Below are 23,099 nucleotides of genomic sequence, written 5' to 3' on the forward strand. Positions count from 1 at the left end.
TTCTCTGTGAACCGCTCATCTCGCACGAACGACCGCTATTCCAATCCGCGCCGCTCCGGCGGCGGGGACCGGGGTGCCCGTTTCCGCCCGCAGGGCCAGGGACAGGGCCGTCCCGGCAACCGCTCCGGCGGTCACAGCCGGCGTCCCTCGGTGCAGGGAGAGTTCGCTCTGCCGGTCACCGTGACGCCCGCGCTGCCTCCGGTGGAGGACTTCGCGGCCCTCGACATGCCGGCCGAGCTGCTCGCCACCCTCAGCGCCGTCGGCGTCACCCAGCCCTTCCCGATCCAGGCCGCCACGCTGCCCAACACGCTCGCCGGCCGGGACGTCCTGGGCCGGGGCCGCACCGGCTCCGGGAAGACCCTCGCCTTCGGGCTCGCGCTGCTGGCCCGCACGGCCGGGCGGCGAGCCGAGGCGCGGCAGCCGCTCGCCCTGATCCTCGTCCCCACCCGGGAGCTGGCCCAGCAGGTCACCGACGCGCTCACCCCCTACGCCCGCTCGCTCAGGCTGCGCATGGCCACGGTCGTGGGCGGCATGTCGATCGGCCGGCAGGCGGGGGCGCTGCGTTCCGGCGCGGAGGTCGTCGTGGCCACGCCCGGCCGGCTCAAGGACCTCATCGAGCGCAAGGACTGCCGCCTCGATCAGGTGAGCATCACCGTCCTCGACGAGGCCGACCAGATGGCCGACATGGGCTTCATGCCGCAGGTCACCGAGCTGCTCGATCAGGTCCGTCCGGGCGGACAGCGCATGCTGTTCTCGGCGACCCTGGACCGCAACGTCGACCTGCTGGTGCGCCGCTACCTCAACGACCCGGTCGTGCACTCCGTGGACCCCTCGGCGGGCGCGGTCACCACCATGGAGCACCACCTTCTGCACGTGCAGAACGCCGACAAGTACGCCACGGTCACCGAGATCGCGGCCCGCGACGGACGCGTCATGCTCTTCCTCGACACCAAGCACGCCGTCGACCAGCTCACCAAGCACCTCCTGAGCAGCGGTGTCCGGGCGGCCGCGCTCCACGGCGGGAAGTCCCAGCCGCAGCGCACCCGCACGCTCGCCCAGTTCAAGAACGGCAACGTCACCGCGCTCGTCGCGACCAACGTGGCCGCCCGGGGCATCCACGTCGACAACCTCGACCTCGTCGTCAACGTCGACCCGCCCACCGACCACAAGGACTACCTGCACCGGGGCGGCCGTACCGCCCGCGCCGGGGAGTCCGGCAGCGTCGTCACGCTCGTCCTGCCCAACCAGCGGCGCGAGATGAGCCGGCTGATGGTCGCCGCCGGGATCACTCCGCAGGTCACGCAGGTCCACTCCGGTGAGGCCGAGCTGAGCCGCATCACCGGGGCCAAGGCCCCCTCCGGGGTGCCCGTCGTCGCCGCGCCGGTCGCCGCCGAGCGGCCCCGCCAGCGGGGCGGTGCCCCCTTCCGCGGCATGGGCAGCAGGCCGGGCCGCTCCGGTGGCTCCTCGCGACGGGTGTCGGAGGCCCGGCAGACCGCCGAGGCGCGCAAGGCCGCGCGGGTGCGGCGCGACGCCGCCTGACCGGAAATCGCTCACCGTCCGCGGGGGGGGGGGGGGGGGGGGCGCGCGGGCGGCGGGCGGCGCGCGGGGGGGGGGGGGGGGGGGGCGCGCGGGGGGGGCGGGGGCCGCCCCCCCGCGGGGGCGCGCCGGCCGGGGGGGGGGGGGCGCCCCCCCCCGTCCCCCAACCCCCCCCCCCGCCGGGGCCCCCCGGGCCGCGGGGCCCCCCCGCACGTCCGCGTTTCCGGGGCGGACAGCCGCCCTCGGGCGTCCCGAGGGCGCGTCGTACGGTGGGAGCGGGCCGGGGGCGTCTCGGTCCCCCGCCGACGGCCCGGCCGCGGGCGACCCACTGCCAGCACGAGAGGAACGGCCGTGAACTCGACCGATCCACCCCCGGAGCCGGGCGAAGCCCCGGCGCCGCGCTCCTACGAGCCCGCTCCCGCCGTCGGCAAGCTGCTGCTCTTCATCGGTGTCTTCCTCGTCTTCGCCGTGATCGTGGTGGCGGGCGGCGTCTACCTGAGCACCGGCTGATCCGGTCCGTGCCGCAGCGCCCGGCACGGCGTCGGCGCTGCCACGATCACTCCCTGACGGCGACCAGGACGTAGCTGTTGCCCACCTGCCACACGGGACTCGCCGGGCCGAACCCGGCCTCGCGCAGCAGCTCCACGTGCCGGGCCAGGGTCAGCGATCCGGCGTTGCCGGCCGAGGCGCCCGTGCGGCGGCGCGCGCACAGGTCGGCGAGTTCGGGGTCGCGCTCCGCCTCGGCCCACCAGGTCTCCCAGTCCTCGTGGTCGAAGGCGTGCCGGCGCTCCGCGCGCCGGGTCCCGACGTACGCCGCGATCTCGGCGACGCCGAGCGCGTCCTGCGAGAGGTGGTCCGCGTTGATGAGTACCCCGCCGGGCCGCAGCAGCCCGGTCAGCCGCGCGTAGGTACGCCGCAGCACGGGCTCGGACAGGTAGTGCAGGGCGGTGGTGGAGACGACGGCGTCCAGCGGCCCGGACAGGGCCAGACGCTCGGTCCAGCCCGGCTCGCCGATCACCGCCTCGACGTACCGGGCGGCGTCCGGATGCCGGGCGCGGGCGAGTTCGAGCAGGACCGGGTCCATGTCGACCGCGACGATCTCGGCCCCCGGCAGCCGCCGTACGAGGCGGGCCGGGAGCGAACCCGGGCCACAGCCCAGGTCCAGCACCCGCGGCCGGTCCTGGCCCGCCGTGACGTGCTCCACCACGTCGGCGACGACGACGAAGCGCTCCTCCCGGTCGATGGCGTACCGCTGCTGTTGCTGTTCCCAGCGGTTCACCCACCGCGCGGCCGTCGGCATGCTCACACTCATCTCGCACTACCACCTCTACCGTGTCGTCCGTGCGCACAGACCCCGAACCTACAGGTGAAAATCATTTCCAAAAACCGGGGGAGGTGCAAATCGACGAGGCGTCAAACGGGTGACACCGGGAGGGCTCGCCCGGTTCAGCGCGGGGTCAGTCCGGCCAGCACCTCCAGCAGACGATCGATCTCCGCGGGCGTGTTGTACGCGTGCAGGCTCACCCGTACCGAACCGCGTTTCTCACCGCCGCCGGCCTGGCACAGCGCGTCAGCCCGCACCATGAAGCCGTGGCTGAACAGGATGAACCCGAGGTCCGCCGCGTCGATGTCCCGGTGCCGGAAGGTCACGATGCCGTGCCTTCGCTGTACGGGGGAGTCACGCGCCAGGCTGAGCTGACAGCCGGCCACCTCGTAGACCGGCAGGGAGCGCAGCCCCTCGGTCAGTCGCGCCGCGAGGTCCACGGTCCACCGCTCGATGCGTTCGAGGCCGGTCGCGTCGAGCCAGTCGAGGGCCGCTCCGAGACTCGCGATGCCCACGGTGTTCGGGGTGCCCTCCCAGCCGGCCGGGGCGAAGGGGGCGCCGCGCCTTCCGCGCGACCACACCGCCCCCGTGCCCGGCAGGGCCAGCGCCTTGTGCCCGGAGAAGACCAGGAAGTCGACGTCCAGGTCCCGCACCGACACCGGGAGATGACCGACGCTCTGGGCCGCGTCGAGGCAGATCACGACGTCCGGGCCGACCGCCTCCCGGATGCGGTGGACGTTCATGTCCTGGCCGTAGACGTGGTGGACGTGCGTCGCCGCGACGAACCGGGTGCGGGGGGAGAGCAGACGCCTCAGCGCGGGGATGTCGTAGTCCCCCGAACCGGGCTGGCACGGCAGCTCGTGGACGGCGACGCGCACCCCGCGCGCCGCCAGCAGGTCACGGGCCTCCAGCCACGGCGCGGCGTTCGCCTCGTGGTCGGCGAAGGGGATCACGATCTCGTCGCCGTCCACGAGCTGCCCGGCCAGCCAGTCACGGGCCACGATCCGCAGCCCCTCGCTCGTCCCGCTCACGAAGTGCACGCGCGAGCACGCTGGTTCGGGATCGTCCAGGAAGGACTTGACGCGCTCACGGACCTCCTCGACCAGGCGGGTGGTCCGGTTGGCCCACGGATACGTACCGCGTCCCGCGTTCGCGTTGGACGTCGTCAGGTACGTCTGCACCGCCTCCAGGACGGCTTGCGGCTTCTGGGCGGTCGCCGCGCTGTCGAGATAGGCGAGGCGGGGATGGGACGTGATGATCGGGAACTGCGCGCGCACCTCCCGCTGCCAGACGGGCGGTTCGTCCGACGCCACCGCTTCCGGTGTGGCGGGACCCGGGACTGTCATGGGACGTCACCTTCTGAGTGCGGCGAAGAAACAGGGGGCGGGGCAGGGGCCGGGACGAGCGCTCACTCGCGGACCAGCGGGGCGCCCGCGTCGCGCCATGCGACGATACCGCCGGACAGGCTGCGGACGTCGGGATGGCCCATGCGGCTCAGCAGGGCCGCGTACCGGACGGACTTCTCGCCCACCGGACAGGCCAGCAGGACGGGCTGCTTCTTGCTGAACGGCAGCCCGCCGCGCAGCAGTTCCTCGAACAATTCGTCGACGATGTTGATCGCCCCCTCGATGTGCAGCGCGGCGTACGCGTAGGGGCCGCGCAGATCCACGACGAGCGGTCGTTCGTGCAGGAGCCACTCCTGCGCCTCGTCCACGCCGATGACCGTCGCCGTGTCCAGGTCCGCCTCCGAGAGCGAGCCGAGGGAGTTGTCCGCGGGGCGCCGCCCGAGGAGTTCGGGCCGCCGCCCGCGCACGTAGCTGAGATAGCTCTCCACCCGGTCGCACACGATGAACACGGCGGTCGCGCGGTGCGTGAGCCCCGCGTCCACCTCGCGCAGGTGGCGCACCGCGCCGAAGTAGGCGGCGCCGCCCGTGGGCCCGGCGAGGATGCCGCAACGCCGGTTGAGCACGAGCATCCCGTCGATCGCGTCGTCGGAGCTGACCGTGTCGATCAGGTCGTAGTTCGCCGGATCGAACAGCCCCACCTCCTGCACCTCGTCGATGTTGCGGATACCGGGCACGAAGTCCGACTTGCCGGCGACCAGGCCGAGCACCCGCACCTTCGGATCGCGTTCGCGAAAGGACCGGGCCACCCCGGACGAGGACCCGGCCGTCCCCACCCCGGCCACGAACCAGTCGGGCACCCGGCCGTCGAGGTCGGCCACGATCTCCGGCCCCGTTCCGCTCTCGTGCGCCTCGGCGTTGCGGGTGTTGAAGTACTGGTCGGTGTGCAGAGCCGGGTTGCCCGGCTCGGACAGACGCCGGTGGAAGAGGGTCAGGGGGTCCTCGGAATCGCTCGGGTCGAGACACTCGCTCCGCCCCGGCAGCTCCTCGATCTCCGCGCCGAGCAGCAGGAGCAGCTCCTTGATCTCGGGGATCTTCATGCGGTTGGTGACGCTCGTGAAGCCGATTCCGTGCATCCCCGCGATGACGGCCAGCGCCTTCGCGGTGTTCCCGCTCGACAACTCCACGATCCGGCCGCCCTGTTCGACGGCCGAGGCGAGCCCGGGGCGCGCCATGTTCCAGGCCGCCCGGTCCTTGAGCGAGCCGAAGGGGTTGGCGAGTTCGAGCTTGGCGTACAGGTCGATGTTGCGCAGGCCGTGCACAGCCGGGTCGATACGCACCAGCGGGGTGTCCCCGATGGTGTCGAGAACGCTGTCATACCTCATGTAATCCCTCGTGTACGTCGGCTGTGGAAGCGGCCGGGGGGCGCGCGGCGGTGTCCGCCGGGTCCTCCGGCACGTGCAGGGGCCAGTAGAGATCGTCGAGACTCCAGTGCCAGGTGCCGCCCGCGCGGTGGACCGCGGCCTTGCGGGCCGGCGGGCGCCGTTGGGCGAGCGAGGCGTTGAAGTCCATGCAGTATCCGGCGGTGTTGGGGAAGGCCAGCAGGTCGCCCGGGGTGGGGCGCCGGGGCAGATGCACGATCCTGCGGGTGATCAGGTCGGACTCCAGGCACAGGTTGCCGTGCAGGTACACGCGGACCGGCCTGCCGCCCTCCCGCGCTTCCCGCCGCCCCGCCCCGGGGCGCGGTACCAGGACCGGATCGAGCAGGATGCCGTGCTCCTCCAGGGCGCAGTCGTCGGCGTTCATCCCGAGGCGCACCGTGAGGACCTCCTCCGCCTCGTCCCCGCCGCGCACCTCCAGGACGCGGGCCAGTGTCGCCCCGCACTGGTCGACCAGAGCGCGGCCCGGTTCCACCGACAGGTCGAAGAGGTGTTCCAGCAGGACCTCGCCGAGCGGCCGGCCGAGCGAGGGGGCGGCGTGCGTGAGCAGCGTGTCGAGGTAGTCCGCCCCGGCCACCTGCCGGTAGGAGGGGTACAGCTCCAGGCTCCCGCGCAGCGTGCCCCCGTCGTTGCTGAGCCCGTAGCCGTGGCGGCGCCAGGTCATCGGCGGCCGGCGGCCGAGCGCGGCCAGCGTGAGCTGCGTCGTGTACGTCTCCCACTGGGCCTCGTGGGCCAGGTAGTTGACGCCGAACCCGCCCCCGATGTCGATCACCGTCGGCCGCAGGCCGTGTTCCAGGCACTCGTTCATCGCCCGTACGCAGCCCTCCAGGGCGGCGGCCTTCTCCTGGAGGCTGGTGGTGTCCAGGTGGTACGCGACCCCCGCGACCTCCACGGCCTCCCGGTGCCGGTCCGCGACCTTCAGCAGGGCGTCCAACTCGCTCATCGGCGTACCGAACCGGCTGCGCCGGCTCAACAGGCGCACGCCGCCGCCCGCCCGCTCGCCGGCGAAGTCCGACAGCCGCAGCAGAACGCGGGCGCGGCGCAGGCGGTGGCGGCGCACGAGGGCGGCGAGCGCGTCGAGTTCGGCCGCGCCCTCGACGTTCACCGTGACCCCGGTGCGCGCCGCGAGCCACAGGAACTCCGGCTCCTTGGGGCCCGTCGCGCCGATCCGTTCCGGGGTGAACCCGCAGGACAGCGCGTGCTGAAGCTCCTCCAGGGAGGCGACGTCCAAGGAGGCGTCGGTACTCGCGAGCCGGCGCACCAGGGCGCTCGACCGGTTCGCCTTGTGCGCGAAGTGGACGGCGCCGCGCAGGTGGTGGCGGCGGAAGACGGAGCGGAAGCCCCGCACGTTCTCGGCGATCTGCTCGGGCAGCACCACGTTGAGCGGGGTGCCGAGCCCGTCCACCAAAGGGTGCAGGAAGTCGCCGGAGGCCAGTAACGACGTCAGCCGCGGAGCGAGCCTCGGCTCCAGGTACAGGGGGGCGGCGGGCAAGGAGGGCACTCACTTTCCGACGGAGGCACAGGTCCGGGCGGGGCGGTCCGGGGTGGGCGCGGGGGTGAACCGGATGACGAGAGCCCCCTTTCTGACATGATTGTCATATCGATGCTGTCCAGGTGGCGGGGCCTCCATGCCTGGGTAACCGAGTTTGGCTCGCGAGGGCCCCTTCCCGCCCCCGCGTTCCACCGGCGCACGACGCGGGCGCGGGGATGCGGGGGAGGGGTGGGGGCGACAGAATCGGAAGCGGCCCGTCTCCTCGACGCGCCGCCTTTGCCGCAAAGACGTCGCGGAGCGCGCTCTTCGGGGCCGCCGTCCACCCGTCCAGGGAGAGACATGAACACCACCCAGGCACGAGCCGTGCGCTTCGACCGCTACGGCGACCGGGACGTCCTGTACGTCGCCGGGGTGCCGGTGCCGGAGCCTTCGGCGGGGGAGGTGCTCGTGGAGGTCCGGGCGGCGGGGATCAACCCCGGAGAGGCCGCCATCCGCTCGGGCGCCATGCGCGAGCTGTACCCGTCGGCCTTCCCCTCCGGGCAGGGCAGCGATCTCGCCGGTGTCGTCACCGCCCTGGGCGAGGGTGTCGAGGACTTCGTGCCCGGTGACGAGGTGCTCGGCTACTCGTGGCGGCGCTCCAGCCACGCCACGCACGCCGTCGTGCCCGCCGATCAGCTGATCCGCAAGCCCGCCGCCCTGAGCTGGGAGGTCGCGGGGGCCCTGTACGTCGTGGGATGCACGGCGTGGGCGGCGGTCGAGGCGGTGGCGCCGCGGCCCGGGGAGGTGGTCGCCGTCTCGGCGGCGGCCGGTGGCGTCGGCAGCGTCGTCGTCCAGCTGCTCGCGGTGCGCGGCGCGCGCACCCTCGCCATCGCCTCGGCCGCGAACGCCGACTGGCTCACCGGGCACGGAGCGACCCCGCTCCCCTACGGCGAGGGACTCGAAGACGCCCTGCGCGCGGCGGCCCCCACGGGCGTGGACGCCTTCATCGACCTCTTCGGCCCCCAGTACGTCCAACTCGCCCTGGACCTCGGCGTCCCGCCGCACCGGATCGAGACGATCATCTCCTTCGCGAAGGCCCAGGAGGCCGGGGCGCTCACCAAGGGGAGCGCCGACGCCTCCAGTCGCGAGGTACTCGGCGAACTGACGGAACTGGTGGCCGCCGGCCGCGTCGAGATCCCGATCGCCGCGACCTACCCGCTGGACCGGGTCCAGGACGCCTTCGCCGCACTCGAACAGCGCCACACCCACGGAAAGATCGTCCTCGTTCCCTGAGTCCAGGCGGGGAGTGACGCGCGGCCTGCGAGGCCGCCGCTCACGACGGTCGCGGTGTGTCCGCGTGCTCGCCGCGGTCCTGTGAGGTGCCTCGGTGCGCCTGTGCCTTTGTGCGCCTGTGCGCCTGTGCGCCTGCGCGCCCGTGCGCTCGTCCTGCTGTGGGGCCACGGTGTCCCTCATCGGCCACGACGCGGCTCCGCACGGCGGTGGCGCGGTGCTCCCGCGCGAGAAACCCGTCACCGCGTCAGCACCTTCGGGGATGGCGCTCCGCGGCGGCACCCGGGTCGCCGTGACCGGCGTGTGAGCGGGCCGGATGCGGGCGCCGGGGACGGCGACCGGTCTCACCTCATGTGACAGATAGGTAACGCGGGGTGCGAGTGCTGTCGCGGCCGTTGACAAAACCTTGACCTGACAGAAATCTATCCACTAAGTGCTCGCAAAACATTGACTAGTTTGCTCAAAAAACTGCCAAGCCGTCGGTTGGCCGGGGCTTCCCGTTCCGCTGCCGCGCGTTGGCTGCACTTCCGCACGTCCACGCACCCCCTCTCCTCCCCCTCGTCGAACTGAGGAACAGCATGAGACGGAAGCCAACCGTCCGGCGGTGGATCACCGGCCTGCTCGCGGCCTGCCTGATCGCCCTCGGACTCCTCCCGGCCACCACGGCCCAGGCCGCCGCGGCCGCGCCGGGCCCCAACCTGGCCCTCGGGCGCCCGGCCACCGCGAGCGGCGTCAACGGCCCGTACGCGGCGGGCAACGTCACCGACGGCAGCCAGCAGTCGTACTGGGAAGGCCCCAACAACGCCTTCCCCCAGTGGGTCCAGGTCGACCTTGGCACACGCACCTCCGTCAACCGGGTCACCCTCAAGCTCCCCACCACCTGGGAAGCGCGCAACGAGACGCTGAGCGTCCAGGGCAGCGCTGACGGCTCCTCGTTCACCACGCTCGCCGCCTCCGCCGCCCGGTCGTTCACCCCCTCCTCGGCCAATACCGTCACGCTCGACTTCGCCGCCTCCGAGGTCCGTCACGTCCGCGTCCAGGTGAGCGCCAACTCCGGCTGGAGCGCCGCCCAGCTCTCCGAGGTGGAGGTCTACGGCAGTGGGGGTGGGGGCGGTGGCACCGACCCGGGCGACCCGCCCGTCAACGGCACCAACCTCGCGCGCAACAAGCCCATCGAGGCCTCCTCGACGACCCAGTCGTTCGTCGCGGCCAACGCCAATGACGACAGCCTCACCACCTACTGGGAGTCGGCCGGCACGCCCGCCTCGCTCACCGTGAAGCTCGGCGCCGACGCCGACGTCCAGGCCGTCGTGGTCAAACTCAACCCCGACGCCGCGTGGTCCGCGCGCACCCAGGCCATCGAGGTGCTCGGCCGGGGCCAGTCCGCCTCCGGCTTCACCTCGCTCAAGAGCCGCGCCGACTACGCCTTCAGCCCGGCCGGGAACAAGAACACCGTGACGATCCCCGTCACGGCGCGGGCCGCCGACATCCGGCTGGCCTTCTCCTCCAACACCGGCGCCCCGGGGGCCCAGGTCGCCGAGGTCCAGGTGGTCGGCACCGCCGCGCCCAACCCGGACCTCACGCTCACCGACCTGAACTGGACCCCGGCCACCCCGTCGGAGAAGGACCAGATCACCGTCCGCGCGGGCGTCCGCAACGCCGGGACCGCCGCCGCGCCCGCCACCACGGTCGACGTCAGCCTGGAAGGCGCCGTCGCGGGCAGCGCCCAGGTCCCCGCGCTCGCCGCCGGTGCCTCCGCCACCGTCTCCGTCGAGGTCGGCCGCAAGGCGATGGGCTCGTACACGGTCTCCGCCGTCGTCGACCCGACCGACACCGTCATCGAGCAGGACAACGGCAACAACAGCCGCACGGCCGCCTCGCGGCTCGTCGTCTCGCAGAGCCCCGGACCCGACCTGCTGGTCCGCTCCATCACCACCAACCCGGAGAACCCGGCCGTGGGAGCCTCGGTCAGCTTCTCGGTGTCCGTCCAGAACCGGGGCACCACAGCCGTCCCGGCCGGCACCGTCACCCGTCTGACGGCCGGGACGACGACGCTCAACGGCACCACCCCCGCCGTTCCCGCCGGCGAGTCCGTCACCGTCGCGATCTCCGGGACCTGGAAGGCCACCAGCGGAGGTGCCACCCTCACCGCCACCGCCGACGCCACGAACACGGTCACCGAGACGGACGAGAACAACAACGTCTTCGCCCGCTCCATCGTCGTCGGACGCGGCGCCGCCGTGCCGTACACCGAGTACGAGGCGGAGGACGCCCGTTACCAGGGCACCCTGCTCAACACCGACGCCAAGCGCACCTTCGGCCACACCAACTTCGCGACCGAGTCCTCCGGACGCAAGTCGGTCCGGCTCAACTCCACCGGCGAGTACGTGGAGTTCACCTCCACCACCGCCTCGAACTCGATCGTCGTACGCAACTCGATCCCGGACGCCGCCGGCGGCGGGGGAGCCGAGGCGACCATCAGCCTGTACGCGGACGGCCAGTTCGTCCGCAAGCTGAACCTGACCTCCAAGCACAGCTGGCTGTACGGCAGCACCGACGACCCCGAGGGACTCACCAACCGCCCCGGCGGTGACGCCAGGCGCCTGTTCGACGAGTCCCACGCGCTGCTCACGCAGACCTACCCCCAGGGCACCAAGTTCCGACTCCAGCGCGACGCGGGCGACTCGGCCGCCTTCTACGTCATCGACCTGATCGACCTCGAACAGGTCGCCGCGCCCACCGCGAAGCCCGCGAACTGCACCTCGATCACCGAGTACGGGGCCGTCCCCAACGACGGGATCGACGACACCGACGCGATCCAGCGCGCCGTCACCGCCGACCAGAAGGGACAGATCTCCTGCGTCTGGATTCCGGCCGGCCAGTGGCGTCAGGAGCAGAAGATCCTGACCGACGACCCGCAAAACCGCGGCCAGTACAATCAGGTCGGCATCCGTGACGTCACGATCCGCGGCGCCGGCATGTGGCACTCGCAGCTCTACACCCTCACCGCGCCGCAGGACGCGGGCGGCATCAACCACCCGCACGAGGGCAACTTCGGCTTCGACATCGACGACAACACGCAGATCTCCGACATCGCCATCTTCGGCTCCGGCACGATTCGGGGCGGGGACGGCAACGCGGAGGGCGGAGTGGGCCTCAACGGCCGCTTCGGCAAGGACACCAAGATCAGTAACGTGTGGATCGAGCACGCCAACGTCGCGGTCTGGGCCGGGCGCGACTACTCCAACATCCCCGAGCTGTGGGGCCCCGGCGACGGGCTGGAGTTCAGCGGCATGCGTATCCGCAACACCTACGCCGACGGCATCAACTTCGCCAACGGCACCCGCAACTCCACCGTCTACAACTCGTCCTTCCGTAACACTGGTGACGACTCGCTCGCCGTCTGGGCCAGCAAGTACGTCAAGGACACCTCGGTGGACGTCGGCTCCAACAACCACTTCCGCAACAACACGATCCAGCTCCCGTGGCGGGCCAACGGCATCGCCGTCTACGGCGGCTTCGGCAACACCATCGAGAACAACGTCATCTCCGACACCATGAACTACCCGGGCATCATGCTGGCCACCGACCACGACCCGCTCCCGTTCTCCGGGCAGACCCTCATCGCGGGCAACACCCTGCACCGCACGGGCGGCGCGTTCTGGAACGAGGACCAGGAGTTCGGGGCCATCACCCTGTTCGCGCAGGGCCAGGACATCCCGGGCGTCACCATCCGGGACACCGACATCCTCGACTCCACCTACGACGGCATCCAGTTCAAGACGGGTGGCGGCGCGATACCGGGCGTGAAGATCAACGACGTCCGCATCGACAAGTCGAACAACGGTTCCGGCATCCTCGCGATGAGCGGGGCGCGCGGCAGCGCGACCCTGTCCAACGTGACGATCAGCAACTCGGCCGACGGCGACGTGCGCGTCGAACCCGGCTCGCAGTTCGTCATCAACGGAACACCGAACAAGCCCTGACCCCGGCGGGGTACGGTCCACGTTTCCGCCTCCCCTCTCTTCCGTCCGGTCCGGACGGAAGAGAGGGGAGGCGTTCGTGCGCGCGGCAGACCCGCGCCGACGCGAGAGGCCGGGGCCGGAAAGGGACGTACGTCACTCGGGTCTGGACGGGGGCGAGGCAGCGGGTCTATGTTCTAGACATGCCTGGACAGGTACATAAACATCAACGCATCGCCGAGGTCCTCGCCGCCGAGATCCGGGCCGGGGTCCACGAACGGGGGAGCCGGCTGCCCGGAGAACACGCGCTGACCAAGCGTTTCGGTGTCAGCCGCACCACCCTGCGGCAGGCCCTGCACGCGCTCGGCGAGGAAGGGCTCATCGCCACCCACGCGGGGATCGGCTCCATCGTCACCTTCGACGGTACGCCGCTGGACAACCGGCTCGGCTGGACGCACGCGCTGGCCGGACAGGCCACCACCCTGACCACCGAGGTCCTGCGCCTCGACACGGTCACCGATCCCGCGCTGGCCGGCAGCCTCGGACTCGGCGAGGACGTGTTCCTCGCCCTGGACCGGGTGCGCCGCCTCGACGGCGGGCCGGGGGTCTCGCTGGAGCGCAGCCGGGTACCGGCCGTCGGTCCTCTGGCCGAGGTGGCGCACACCGGTCTGCGCGAGGGGTCCCTCAACAAGACCCTCCTCGCCCACGGCCGCATCGCCCACTCCAGTGAGGGCAAGGTCACCGTGCGCGGTCTCGGCGCGCAGGACGCCGGGCTGCTGCACCGCACCCCGGGGGAGGCGTTCCTCCACCTGTCCCAGGTCTACCGGGCGGCGGACGGCTCCGTGGTGGAACAGATCACGAGCCTTCTCGACCCGGCCCATTTCGAACTGCACGTACGCTCAGGCCCCGGAGGCCACCCGTGACCACCCACCCCCCACAGCTCGACCGCGCCCTCGGCGCCTACTACGGCCTCGCCCTCGGTGACGCCCTCGGCATGCCCACCCAGGTCATGTCCCGCGCGGACGTCGCCCGTGTCTACGGACATCTCACGGGATTCGAACCGGCCCGCCCCGACAACCCGGTCAGCGCCGGGATGCCGGCCGGAGCGGTCACCGACGACACCGATCAGGCCGTCATCGTCGGCCGCCTGATCGTCGAGGGCCGGGGCACCGTCGACCCGCTGCGCCTGGCCGAGGAACTCATCGGCTGGGAGGAGGACATGCGGGCCAAGGGCTCGCTGGACCTGCTCGGCCCCTCCACGAAGGCAGCCCTGGAGGCCGTCGCCCGCGGAGTGCCCCCGAAGGAGGCGGGCCGCAACGGCTCCACCAACGGCGCCGCGATGCGGGTGACCCCCGTCGGGATCGCCTTCGACCGCCGTCCGCTGGAGCCCTTCCTCGACCGGGTCGTGGAATCCTGCCAGGTCACCCACGACACCACCGTCGGCATCGCGGGCGCCGCGGCGGTCGCGGCCGCCGTCAGCACCGGAGTCGCCGGGGGCAGCCTCAAGGAGGCGGTCGCCGCCGCCGTCGAGGCCGCCCGGTCCGGGGCCCGCCGCGGCCACTGGATCGCGGGCGCCGACATCGCCGCCCGCATCGAGTGGGCCTGTGAACTCGCCGCCGGACTCGACGAGAGCACCGCTCTGGACCGGATCTGCGCCCTCGTCGGCACCAGCGTGGCCAGCCAGGAGTCCGTACCCGCCGCCTTCGCCGTCCTGACCCTCACCGGGGGCGACCCCTGGCGGGCCGCGCTCATGGCGGCGAACCTCGGCGGGGACAGCGATACCATCGCCGCCATCGCCGGAGCCGTCGCGGGCTCCGTCCACGGTCTCTCGGCGCTGCCCGCCGACGCCGTCCGCACCCTGCGCGAGGTCAACTCCCTCGACCTCGAACCGCTCGCGACCCGCCTGCTCGCCCTCCGCTGAGCCGCGCCTCCCGCACGCCCCGGGCCGCGCCCCGAAACCGCGCGGCGCCGGGGAGCGGACCGCCCACGGCCCCAGCCCCCACCGCACCACCACGCAAGGAGGTCCGTCATGACCGTTTCAAAGACGAACGATCGCGTCGGAACCGTCGAGACCCGGGGCATCGAACCCGTCCCGGACAGTGAACGCCACGGCCGTGCCAGCCAGATGTTCTGGACTTGGTTCGCCGCCAACATCAGCATCCTGGGACTGCCCCTCGGGGCCACCCTGGTCGCCTTCCGGGGGCTCAACATCTGGCAGGCGATCCTTGTCGCCGTCCTCGGCTCGGTCGGCTCCTTCGCCCTGGTCGGTGTGCTGAGCCTCGCGGGCAAGAAGGGCGGCGCCCCCGCCCTGACCCTCTCGCGCGCCGTCTTCGGCCAGCGCGGGAACGCGGGCCCCACCCTCATCAGCTGGCTCAGCCGGGTCGGCTGGGAGACCATCACCACCACGACCGCCGCCTACGCGCTGCTCGCCCTGCTCAACCACCTCTTCGGCGTCGGGCAGAGCACCGTACTGACACTGGTCTGCCTCCTCGTGTTCATCGCGTGCACCCTGCTGATCAGCGGGCTCGGCCACGCCACCATCATGTGGATCAACAAGTGGGCCACCGTGGTGTTCGGGGTGCTCAACCTCGTCGTGATCGGCTTCCTCGTCTCCACCGTCGACTGGGACAAGGTGCTGAACGCCGGCGCGGGCCCCACGAGCGCGGTGATCGGCGGGATCGGGTTCATCGCGGCGGGCACCGGCATCGGCTGGGCCAACGCCGGCGCCGACTACGCCCGCTACCTGCCCCGCTCGGTCCCCGCCGGACGGCTCGTGACCGCCTCGGCCTTCGGCGCGGGAATCCCGCTCGTGGTCCTCGTCTCGCTCGGCTCCCTGCTGTCGGCCGGTGACTCGACCCTCGCGAGCGCCGCCGACCCGGTCGCCGCGATCAACTCCCTGCTGCCCTCCTGGATGGCCGTCCCCTACCTCGTCGCGGCCTTCGGCGGACTGCTCATGTCCAACCACCTGTCCACCTACTCCGCGGGCCTCACCATGATCACCCTCGGTGTCCGGGTGCCGCGCCCCCTCGCGGTCGGCATCGACGTCCTGCTGATGTTCCTCGGCGGCATCTACTTCATGCTCGTCGCCGGCGACTTCTACGGCCCCTTCTCGACCTTCCTCACCCTGCTCGCCGTGCCCATCTCGGCCTGGATCGGCATCGTCCTCGTCGACTCGGCGCGCGGTCGGCGCTACGACCCCGCAGCCCTCATGGACCGCACCCGCAGCAGCCGCTACTGGTACACCGCCGGGTTCCGGCTGCCCGCGGTGGCCGCCTGGGCACTCGCGATCGTGGCGGGGCTCCTGTTCACCGAGGCGTCCACGAGCGCCGACGACGTGTGGTTCTCGGGCCCGTTCGCCGACACCTGGCTGGGCACCAACGGGCTCGGCTGGGCCATCACCATGGCCGTGGCGGCCGTCCTCTACGCCCTCGGTGGCCGGACAGGCCGTGACACCTCCGCCGGCCCGTCCGCCGACAGCAGCCCGCAGCCCACTCAGGAGGCCCTTCGATGAGCTCCCGGCTCGTCCTGGTCGGCAACGTCATCGCCGACCTCGTCCTCGACGTCCCGGCGCTGCCGGAACGCGGCGGGGACGTGATCGCCACGCGCACCGAACTGACCGCGGGCGGCGGCTTCAACACCCTTGTCGCGGCCCGCAGACTCGGCGCACCCGCCGTGTACGCGGGCCTGCACGGCACCGGCCCCTACGGGGATCTGGTCCGCTCGGCCCTCGCGCGGGAGGACGTCGCTCTGCTGCTGCCCGCCCGCACCGACGGGGACACCGGGTTCACCGTCGCCCTCGTCGACCAGGGCGAACGCACCTTCGTCACGAGTTTCGGCATCGAGGGCGCCCTCACCGCGGGGGAGACCGGACGGGTCCGGGAGGAGCTGCGCCCCGGGGACACCGTCCAGCTCTCCGGCTACGCGCTCGCCCTGCCCGGCAACGGCCCGCTGCTCGCCGGTCTGGTGGCCGGGCTCCCCGAGGACGTCGTCCTGTGCCTGGACCCGGGGCCGCTGGTCGCCGACATCCCGGCCGAGGTGCTCGCACCGGTCCTCGCCCGCACCGACTGGCTCAGCTGCAACAGCCGCGAGGCGGGGCTGCTGACCGGGGCACAGGGCAAGGCGGCCGCCCAGGAGCTGCGGACGCTTCTGCGGCCCGGCGCGGGGGTTCTCGTACGGGCCGACAAGGACGGCTGTGTGCTCGCGCTCGCCGACGAGCCGGCCCTCCACGTCCCCGGATTCCCGGTCACCGCCGTGGACAGCAACGGCGCGGGCGACGCCCACGTCGGCGCCTTCCTCGCGCTCCTGGGCGCCGGACTGCCCGCCGCGGAGGCGGCGCGCGCGGCCAACGCGGCGGCGGCGCACGCCGTCAGCAGGAAGGGCCCGGCCACCGCACCCGACCGCGCGGAACTGCTCGCCTTCCTCGGCTCCGACCCGCTCGCGCGACGCGTCGCGGACGCCCTGGGGTAAATGGAAAAGGGGCTGTGCCGGGGGCCGGGAAGGTCACTTCCCGGCCCCCGGCACAGCCCGCTTCAGGAGAGGTTGACCAGCCGCAGGTACTTCGTCCAGTCCCACAGCCTGCCCGGGTCCGTGTGGTCGGTGCCGGGCACCTCGACGTGGCCGAGTATGTGGGTGCGGTCCTTCGGGATGCCGTACGTGTCGCACACGGCGGCGGTCAGTTTGGCGGAGGCCGCGTACAGGGCGTCGGTGAAGTACTTCGGCTGGTCGACCCAGCCCTCGTGCTCGATCCCGATACTGCGTGTGTTGTAGTCCCAGTTGCCCGCGTGCCAGGCGACGTTCTTCTCCCGCACGCACTGCGCGATGTGCCCGTCGGCGGAGCGTACGAGGTAGTGCGCGCTGACCTGCTTGGCGGGGTTCTTGAAGATGTTCAGGGTGTCCTGGTAGTACTCCTGCGTCACATGGATGACGACGTAGTCCACCGGATACTGCGAAGGGCGCGTGGCCACCGTGTAGTTGGAGGCGCTCGCGGGGACCCACTCCGAGCCCGGGTAGTCCATGGACACCGATTCCCCGGCCTGGGCCGGGCCGCCGGAGAGCAGCGCCGCGGGTACGGCGGCCAGCGCGGCCCCCCGCAGGAGTGCGCGCCGGCCGGGCAGCGACGGTCTCGCGTGGTCCATGGGTGCCTCGTCTCCTGGTGGGGCCGCCGGGTCCGCCGCCGGACGCGGCCAGGGTGAACGAAGGTACGGGCTGGGAACCGGCCCGGGAAGGAGACGGGGCGATTCCCGGCCCTCTCTGTCCGAAAACCGGCGGTCCTTCGCCCAACACGCCGCCACAGCCAGGGAATCGGCGCCCGGCGGACACCCTCGCGGCGCCGTCTCAGCCGGCGACGGATACCGCCACCGGATCGTCCAGGACCGCGCGGACCACCGAGTGGGCCGCGCCCAGGAGCGGCCCCTCCCGGCCCAGCGCGGACACCGAGACCGGACGGCTCGCCGTCGCCGTACGACGCGTCAGCTCCCTGCGCAGGGGCGGCAGCAGCCACGGGGCGAGCGGGGAGAGGGCCCCGCCGAGCACGACCCCGTGCGGGTCCAGCAGGTTCACCGCGCCGGACAGGGCGATGCCGAGCGCGCTGCCCGCGCCCCGCAGCGCCTTGAGCACGGCCTTGTCCCCGCTCTCCGCACGGTCCACGAGCAGACCGATCCCGCCGGTCCCGGGGGGAAGGCCCGCCGCCCGCCACACCGCCTCCTGCCCCGCGTACTGCTCCAGGCAGCCCCGGCCCCCGCAGGGGCACGCCGGTCCCTCGGGCCGTACCGGCACATGCCCCAGTTCACCCGCGAAACCGTGCGTGCCGCGCAGCAGCCGGCCGTCGAGGACGACCGCCGCCCCGATACCGACCGCGGCCGAGACGTGGATGAAGTCCTCGGCGGACTCCTCCTGCGTCCACAGCTGGGCCAGGGCGCCGAAGTTGGCCTCGTTGTCGACGGTGACGGGCAGACCGCGCGGCAGCAGCGGAGCGAGGTCCGCGTCCACCCACCCGAGGTTGGGCGCCCGCACCACGAGCGGCTGTTCACGTGCCACGAGGCCCGGGACGGCGAGGGCGAGCCCCGCGGGCCGCAGTCCCAGACCCCGGGCCCGCCGCGTCACCTCCTCGACCAGGGCGCCGAGTTCGGCGAGGACCGGCTCCGGCGCCCGGTCGCGGTTGTCCACCGGGCGCAGTTCCCGTACCCGCACGGCTCCACTCAGGTCGATCGCACACACCGCGAGATGGTGCACCCCGATCTCGGCGCCGAGCCCGGCCGGCCCCTCCGGGCTGACCGCGAGCGCAGAACCGGGACGGCCCACCCGGCCGGGCCGCTGCGGGCCGAGTTCGTCCAGCAGACCGGCCCTGATCAGTTCGTCGACGAGCGTGGAGACGGCGGCCCGGGTCAGCCCGATCCGCGCCGCGACCCCCGCCCGCGACAGCGGGCCGTGGGCGGCGACCGTGTGCATGACCCGGGACAGGTTGCGACGCCGCATCCCCTGCTGGGTGTCGGGCAGCGCCGCGGTCATCGCCGGCCCGCCTTCGCGCAGGGAGCGGCGGCGCCCGCCCGGACGGCGGGCGGGCGCCGCCCCGCCGCCCGGTCTGCCCCGCCGGTCCGCCCACCGTCGTACGCTCGCACGCTCAACGCCCGCCGCCTCGCCTCTCGTCGTCGTCCGGCCGCCCGCGCCGTCCCTCACCTCCGGGACCCGGTCACGCCCGGGATGTCCTACCGCCGCCCAGCAGCGGCGCCGCGTCGGAGAGTACCCCGGCGATACGCGCGAGGGTCGCCCCGTCCCGCTCGACCGCCTCCAGGACCGGTCCGTCGGCCGTTCCCCAGCGCCGGGCCACCGCGGCCGGGTCCTCACCGGTCAGGACGCCCGCCGCCTGGGCCGCAGCGCCCAGCGCGACCAGCTCCCTCGCCTGCGGCACCTGCACGGGACGGCCCGACAGGCGCAGCACCGTGCGCTGCCACGCGCTCCCGCGCGCCCCGCCGCCGATCAGCAGGAGCGGTTCGCGGGAGTCACCGGACTCCTGCCCCAGGACCAGTCCCAGCGCGTCGAGGAGGGAGTACACCGCTCCGTCGTAGGCCGCCTGGAGCAGCTGTCCGCCGCTCGTCGCATGGCGCAGCCCCGTCAACAGGCCCGAGGCGCCGGGCAGGTTCGGGGTGCGTTCACCGTCCAGGTACGGGAGGAGGACCACCTCCCCGCCCTCTTGCACGGCCTCCCGGCCGAGGCCCAGCAGCGTCGCGACCCGGTCCACGACCTGGGTGCAGTTGAGTGTGCAGGCCAGTGGCAGCCAGTCGCCGCGCGCGTCCGCGAAGCCCGCGACGGTGCCGCTCGGGTCGGCGGGGCGGTGTCGTGAGACCGCGTAGACCGTGCCAGAGGTGCCCAGGCTCAGCACGGGGGTGCCCGGCCGCAGCCCGAGCCCCAGGGCCGCGGCCGCGTTGTCCCCGGTGCCGGCCGCGACCAGGGTGCCCGCCGCGAACGGCAGCCCCGCCGTCTCCCGTACCGTGCCCGCGACCTCCCCGGGCCGTACGATCTCCGGCAGCTTCGCCGGGTCGAGGCCGATCAGGTCGAGCAGTTCCCGGTCGTACTCCTCAGTCGACGCGTTCCACCAGCCGGTGCCCGAGACGTCGCCCCGGTCGGTCGTGCCGCGTCCCGTGAGCCGTTCGGTGAGGTAGTCGTGAGGCAGGCGCACCGCCGCCGTGGCGCCCGCCGCCTCCGGCTGGTGCTCGGCCAGCCAGGCCCACTTGGTCGCCGTGAACGAGGAGCCCGGAACGCTGCCGGTGCGCTCGGCCCACGCCTTGGGCCCGCCGAGGCGCTCGATCAGCGCCTCGGCCTGCGGCGCCGAGCGGACGTCGTTCCACAGCAGCGCGGGCCGCACCGGCCTGCCGTCGGTGCCCAGGGTCACCAGTCCGTGCTGCTGGCCGCCGACCGACACGGCCGCCGCCTGCCGCGCCGCCGGACCGCACTGCGCGAGAGCGTCGGTCAGCGCGTTCCACCACTGCTCGGGATCGGACTCCCTGCCGGTGCCGCCCGTCACCGTGTGCGGGGCCTGGCCGCTCGCCAGGACCCGCCCGGTGGGTACGTCCACGACCAGGGCCTTCGTCGACTGCGTCGAACTGTCGATCCCGACGACGAACGGGCCCTCGGCCTGCTCGGGTGCTGTCATCACTCTCTCCGTTCCGGGAGGCCGCCGCGTCCCGCGCCGGCCGCTGCCACGCCTGCCCGAAGGGCTACCCGTCTTCGGCCGCCGCGTCCAGTACCGCGGCCCCGGAGCGGAGCCCGGCGAGCGCGGGGTGAAGGCTTTCCGGCCCCCGCTCTTCACAGGTGCGCCTCGGGAGTCTAATTTGTAAACCGGCATGACGAAATAGGCGAGGGAGCCGCACATGAACTACCAGCCCACCCCGGAGGACAAGTTCAGCTTCGGTCTGTGGACCGTCGGCTGGCAGGGCCGGGACCCCTTCGGGGACGCCACCCGCCCGGCCCTCGATCCGGTCGAGTCCGTGCAGCGGCTCGCCGAGCTGGGCGCCTGGGGCGTGACCTTCCACGACGACGACCTGATCCCCTTCGCCTCCACGGAGAGCGAGCGGGAGGGCATCGTCAAGCGTTTCCGCCAGGCGGTCGACGCCGCCGGACTGGTCGTCCCGATGGCCACCACCAACCTGTTCACCCACCCCGTCTTCAAGGACGGCGGATTCACCTCCAACGACCGTGACGTACGCCGCTTCGCGCTGCGCAAGGTCATCCGCAACATCGACCTGGCCGTCGAGCTGGGCGCCGGGACCTACGTCGCCTGGGGCGGCCGGGAAGGCGCCGAGTCGGGCGGTGCCAAGGACATCCGCCTGGCCCTGGACCGGATGAAGGAGGCCTTCGACCTGCTCGGCGAGTACGTCGTCCAGCAGGGCTACGACATCCGCTTCGCCATCGAGCCGAAGCCGAACGAGCCGCGCGGCGACATCCTGCTGCCCACCGTCGGGCACGCCCTCGCCTTCATCGAGCGCCTGGAGCGCCCCGAGATGTACGGCGTGAACCCGGAGGTCGGCCACGAGCAGATGGCGGGGCTCAACTTCGCGCACGGCATCGCGCAGGCCCTGTGGTCGGGCAAGCTGTTCCACCTCGACCTCAACGGCCAGACGGGCATCAAGTACGACCAGGACCTCCGCTTCGGCGCCGGTGACCTGCGGTCCGCCTTCTGGCTCGTGGACCTGCTGGAGACGGCCGGCTACGAGGGGCCGCGCCACTTCGACTTCAAGCCGCCGCGCACCGAGGACTTCGACGGCGTATGGGCCTCGGCGGCCGGCTGCATGCGCAACTACCTGATCCTCAAGGAGCGGGCCGCCGCCTTCCGGGCCGACCCGAAGGTCCAGGAGGCGCTGCGCGCGGCCCGTCTGGACCAGCTCGCCGCGCCCACCGCCGAGGACGGTCTGGCGGGCCTCCTGGCGGACGAATCGGCGTACGAGAGCTTCGACGCGGAGGTCGCCGCGGCCCGCGGCATGGCCTTCGAGGCGCTCGACCAGCTCGCGATCGACCACCTGCTGGGCGTCCGGGGCTGACCCGCGCGGTCCTGCGCGTCCTCGGTCCGGCGGTCGCCCCTCGACCGCCGGACCGTCCGTGCTCGCGGGGCCGCGTCTGTGCTCGCGGGGCCGCTCAGCGCGCGCCGGTGGCCTCGGCGGACAGCGAGGCGCAGGCCCCGGGAGCCGTGGGCAGCTCGCGTACCCGGCGCACCGGTGAGAAGAGCAGGGCCAGCGCCGAGAGCGGTACCCCCGCCGTCATGATCCACAGAGCCGGACGTACACCGAGTACGGTGCCGAGCGTCCCGCCCAGGAGGGCGCCGAGCGGAATCGTCCCGTAGTTGAGGAAGGCGGTGCTCGCCGTCAGCCGGCCCAGCAGCCGGGGCGGGCAGTAACGCTGCTGGAACCCGGCCTTGACGACGTTGCCCCCGACGACCCCCGCCGAGACGCTGAACCCGCCGGGCACGAACAGCAGCAGCCCGGGACCGTCGAAGGTGAGCGGGATGAACAAGGCGCCCACGGGCAGGCCGAGTTCGCACAGCAGAGTCGCCCGCGCCGAGCCGAACCGGCGGGCGGCCCGGCGGCCCACGAGTGCGCCCACGACCCCACCCGTCCCCGCCGCCGCGATCAGCAGACCGGCCGTCCCCGAGCCGGCCCCCGCCTCGCGCACCAGGAACAGCACCTGGAGCGACTGGTATCCCATGAGGGCGAGGTTCGAGCAGGCCCCGAACAGCGTCAGCGTCCGCAGCCACCAGTCGTGCGCCACCAGACGCAGCCCCTCGACGACCTCCCGCGCCATCGCACCGCCCCGCCCCGCGGACCGGACACGGGCGGGCTCGCGGTACCCGATGCCCCGCAGGCACAGGAGGGGCACCGCGAAGGTCGCGGCGTTCACCAGTGTCCGGTTCACTGCCCCCGCCGCCTGGGCGAAGAGACCGCCGGAGCCGAGACCCGCGATCTGCGCGGCGGAGGCGCCGCCGTGCAGCTTGGCGTTGCCCTCGGACTGGTCGGCCGGGTCCAGAACGCCCGGCAGGTAGGCGGTGTACGCCGTCTGGAAGAACACGGCCGCCGTCCCCGTGAGCAGGGCGACGCCGAGGAGGAGACCGAGGCTCAGTAAACCGCCCAGGGCGGCGAGCGGGACGCTCAGGAAGAGCACGAGTGAGGCGCCGGCCGCCACCAGCATGATCGAAGGAGGGGCCACCGTGCCGGTGGTGGCGCCCCAGGAGGTACGGGGCACCCCCAC

17 protein-coding genes are annotated in these 23,099 nt (G+C 72.9%); 9 read left to right on the plus strand and 8 right to left on the minus strand.

The window, feature by feature from the left end; all coding sequences use genetic code 11:
- Positions 1-6: 6 nt before the first annotated feature.
- Both ACFYMP_RS08755 and ACFYMP_RS08760 read left to right on the plus strand, forming a co-directional pair.
- The gene (locus tag ACFYMP_RS08755) at positions 7-1,539 is read left to right on the plus strand and encodes a DEAD/DEAH box helicase (protein WP_388852758.1); all 1,533 of its coding nucleotides are present in this window, start codon (positions 7-9) and stop codon (positions 1,537-1,539) included.
- Between the two features lie 348 nt (positions 1,540-1,887).
- The gene (locus tag ACFYMP_RS08760) at positions 1,888-2,046 is read left to right on the plus strand and encodes a hypothetical protein (RefSeq protein WP_388852761.1); all 159 of its coding nucleotides are present in this window, start codon (positions 1,888-1,890) and stop codon (positions 2,044-2,046) included.
- A 46-nt stretch (positions 2,047-2,092) separates the two neighbouring features.
- Here ACFYMP_RS08760 and ACFYMP_RS08765 read toward each other — a convergent pair whose 3' ends face one another.
- The 4 genes from ACFYMP_RS08765 to ACFYMP_RS08780 all read right to left on the minus strand — a co-directional run bounded on the left by ACFYMP_RS08765 (position 2,093) and on the right by ACFYMP_RS08780 (position 7,134).
- Positions 2,093-2,848, minus strand: coding sequence for a class I SAM-dependent methyltransferase (locus tag ACFYMP_RS08765; protein ID WP_388852764.1), 756 nt, complete (start codon positions 2,846-2,848; stop codon positions 2,093-2,095).
- 134 nt (positions 2,849-2,982) lie between these two features.
- On the minus strand, positions 2,983-4,206 hold the full coding sequence (locus ACFYMP_RS08770) for an aminotransferase class V-fold PLP-dependent enzyme (RefSeq protein ID WP_388852767.1): 1,224 nt from the start codon (positions 4,204-4,206) through the stop codon (positions 2,983-2,985).
- Positions 4,207-4,268: 62 nt separating this feature from the next.
- Entirely contained in the window at positions 4,269-5,588 is a 1,320-nt protein-coding gene (locus ACFYMP_RS08775) for a pyridoxal-phosphate dependent enzyme (protein ID WP_388852770.1), read from the minus strand.
- Positions 5,578-7,134: a Y4yA family PLP-dependent enzyme gene (locus ACFYMP_RS08780; RefSeq protein WP_388852773.1), complete on the minus strand. Its 1,557-nt coding sequence runs from the start codon at positions 7,132-7,134 to the stop codon at positions 5,578-5,580. Before ACFYMP_RS08780 ends, ACFYMP_RS08775 begins: the two co-directional genes overlap by 11 nt.
- Positions 7,135-7,473: 339 nt before the next feature.
- Here ACFYMP_RS08780 and ACFYMP_RS08785 point away from each other — a divergent pair, with 339 nt between their 5' ends.
- From ACFYMP_RS08785 to ACFYMP_RS08810, 6 genes are all read left to right on the plus strand, one after another.
- Positions 7,474-8,406, plus strand: coding sequence for an NADP-dependent oxidoreductase (locus ACFYMP_RS08785; protein WP_388852776.1), 933 nt, complete (start codon positions 7,474-7,476; stop codon positions 8,404-8,406).
- A 575-nt stretch (positions 8,407-8,981) separates the two neighbouring features.
- The gene (locus ACFYMP_RS08790; RefSeq protein ID WP_388852779.1) at positions 8,982-12,389 is read left to right on the plus strand and encodes a CARDB domain-containing protein; all 3,408 of its coding nucleotides are present in this window, start codon (positions 8,982-8,984) and stop codon (positions 12,387-12,389) included.
- Positions 12,390-12,568: 179 nt separating this feature from the next.
- On the plus strand, positions 12,569-13,288 hold the full coding sequence (locus ACFYMP_RS08795; protein WP_388852782.1) for a GntR family transcriptional regulator: 720 nt from the start codon (positions 12,569-12,571) through the stop codon (positions 13,286-13,288).
- On the plus strand, positions 13,285-14,286 hold the full coding sequence (locus ACFYMP_RS08800) for an ADP-ribosylglycohydrolase family protein (RefSeq protein ID WP_388852785.1): 1,002 nt from the start codon (positions 13,285-13,287) through the stop codon (positions 14,284-14,286). The genes ACFYMP_RS08795 and ACFYMP_RS08800 overlap by 4 nt, the downstream gene beginning before the upstream one ends.
- Before the next feature lie 108 nt (positions 14,287-14,394).
- Complete coding sequence (locus ACFYMP_RS08805) at positions 14,395-15,876, plus strand: purine-cytosine permease family protein (protein ID WP_388852788.1); 1,482 nt, start codon at positions 14,395-14,397, stop codon at positions 15,874-15,876.
- A complete protein-coding gene (locus ACFYMP_RS08810) occupies positions 15,873-16,832 on the plus strand; it encodes a PfkB family carbohydrate kinase (protein ID WP_388852791.1) in 960 nt (319 codons plus the stop codon). The genes ACFYMP_RS08805 and ACFYMP_RS08810 overlap by 4 nt, the downstream gene beginning before the upstream one ends.
- Positions 16,833-16,894: 62 nt before the next feature.
- Here ACFYMP_RS08810 and ACFYMP_RS08815 read toward each other — a convergent pair whose 3' ends face one another.
- The 3 genes from ACFYMP_RS08815 to xylB form a co-directional block, all read right to left on the minus strand.
- Entirely contained in the window at positions 16,895-17,500 is a 606-nt protein-coding gene (locus tag ACFYMP_RS08815) for an N-acetylmuramoyl-L-alanine amidase (protein WP_388852794.1), read from the minus strand.
- A 199-nt stretch (positions 17,501-17,699) separates the two neighbouring features.
- A complete protein-coding gene (locus ACFYMP_RS08820; RefSeq protein ID WP_388852797.1) occupies positions 17,700-18,872 on the minus strand; it encodes an ROK family protein in 1,173 nt (390 codons plus the stop codon).
- 181 nt (positions 18,873-19,053) lie between these two features.
- Positions 19,054-20,514, minus strand: a complete 1,461-nt coding sequence (xylB, locus tag ACFYMP_RS08825) for a xylulokinase (RefSeq protein ID WP_388852800.1) — start codon at positions 20,512-20,514, stop codon at positions 19,054-19,056.
- A gap of 217 nt (positions 20,515-20,731) precedes the next feature.
- On the opposite strand from xylB, the gene xylA reads away from it, so the two are divergent.
- The gene (gene xylA, locus ACFYMP_RS08830; protein ID WP_388852803.1) at positions 20,732-21,898 is read left to right on the plus strand and encodes a xylose isomerase; all 1,167 of its coding nucleotides are present in this window, start codon (positions 20,732-20,734) and stop codon (positions 21,896-21,898) included.
- Positions 21,899-21,992: 94 nt separating this feature from the next.
- Here the strand turns inward: xylA and ACFYMP_RS08835 are convergent, their stop codons facing one another.
- Positions 21,993-23,093, minus strand: a complete 1,101-nt coding sequence (locus ACFYMP_RS08835) for an MFS transporter (RefSeq protein WP_388852806.1) — start codon at positions 23,091-23,093, stop codon at positions 21,993-21,995.
- Positions 23,094-23,099 lie beyond the last annotated feature (6 nt).

The organism is Streptomyces sp. NPDC007088 (assembly GCF_042869355.1).
Classification (GTDB): domain Bacteria; phylum Actinomycetota; class Actinomycetes; order Streptomycetales; family Streptomycetaceae; genus Streptomyces.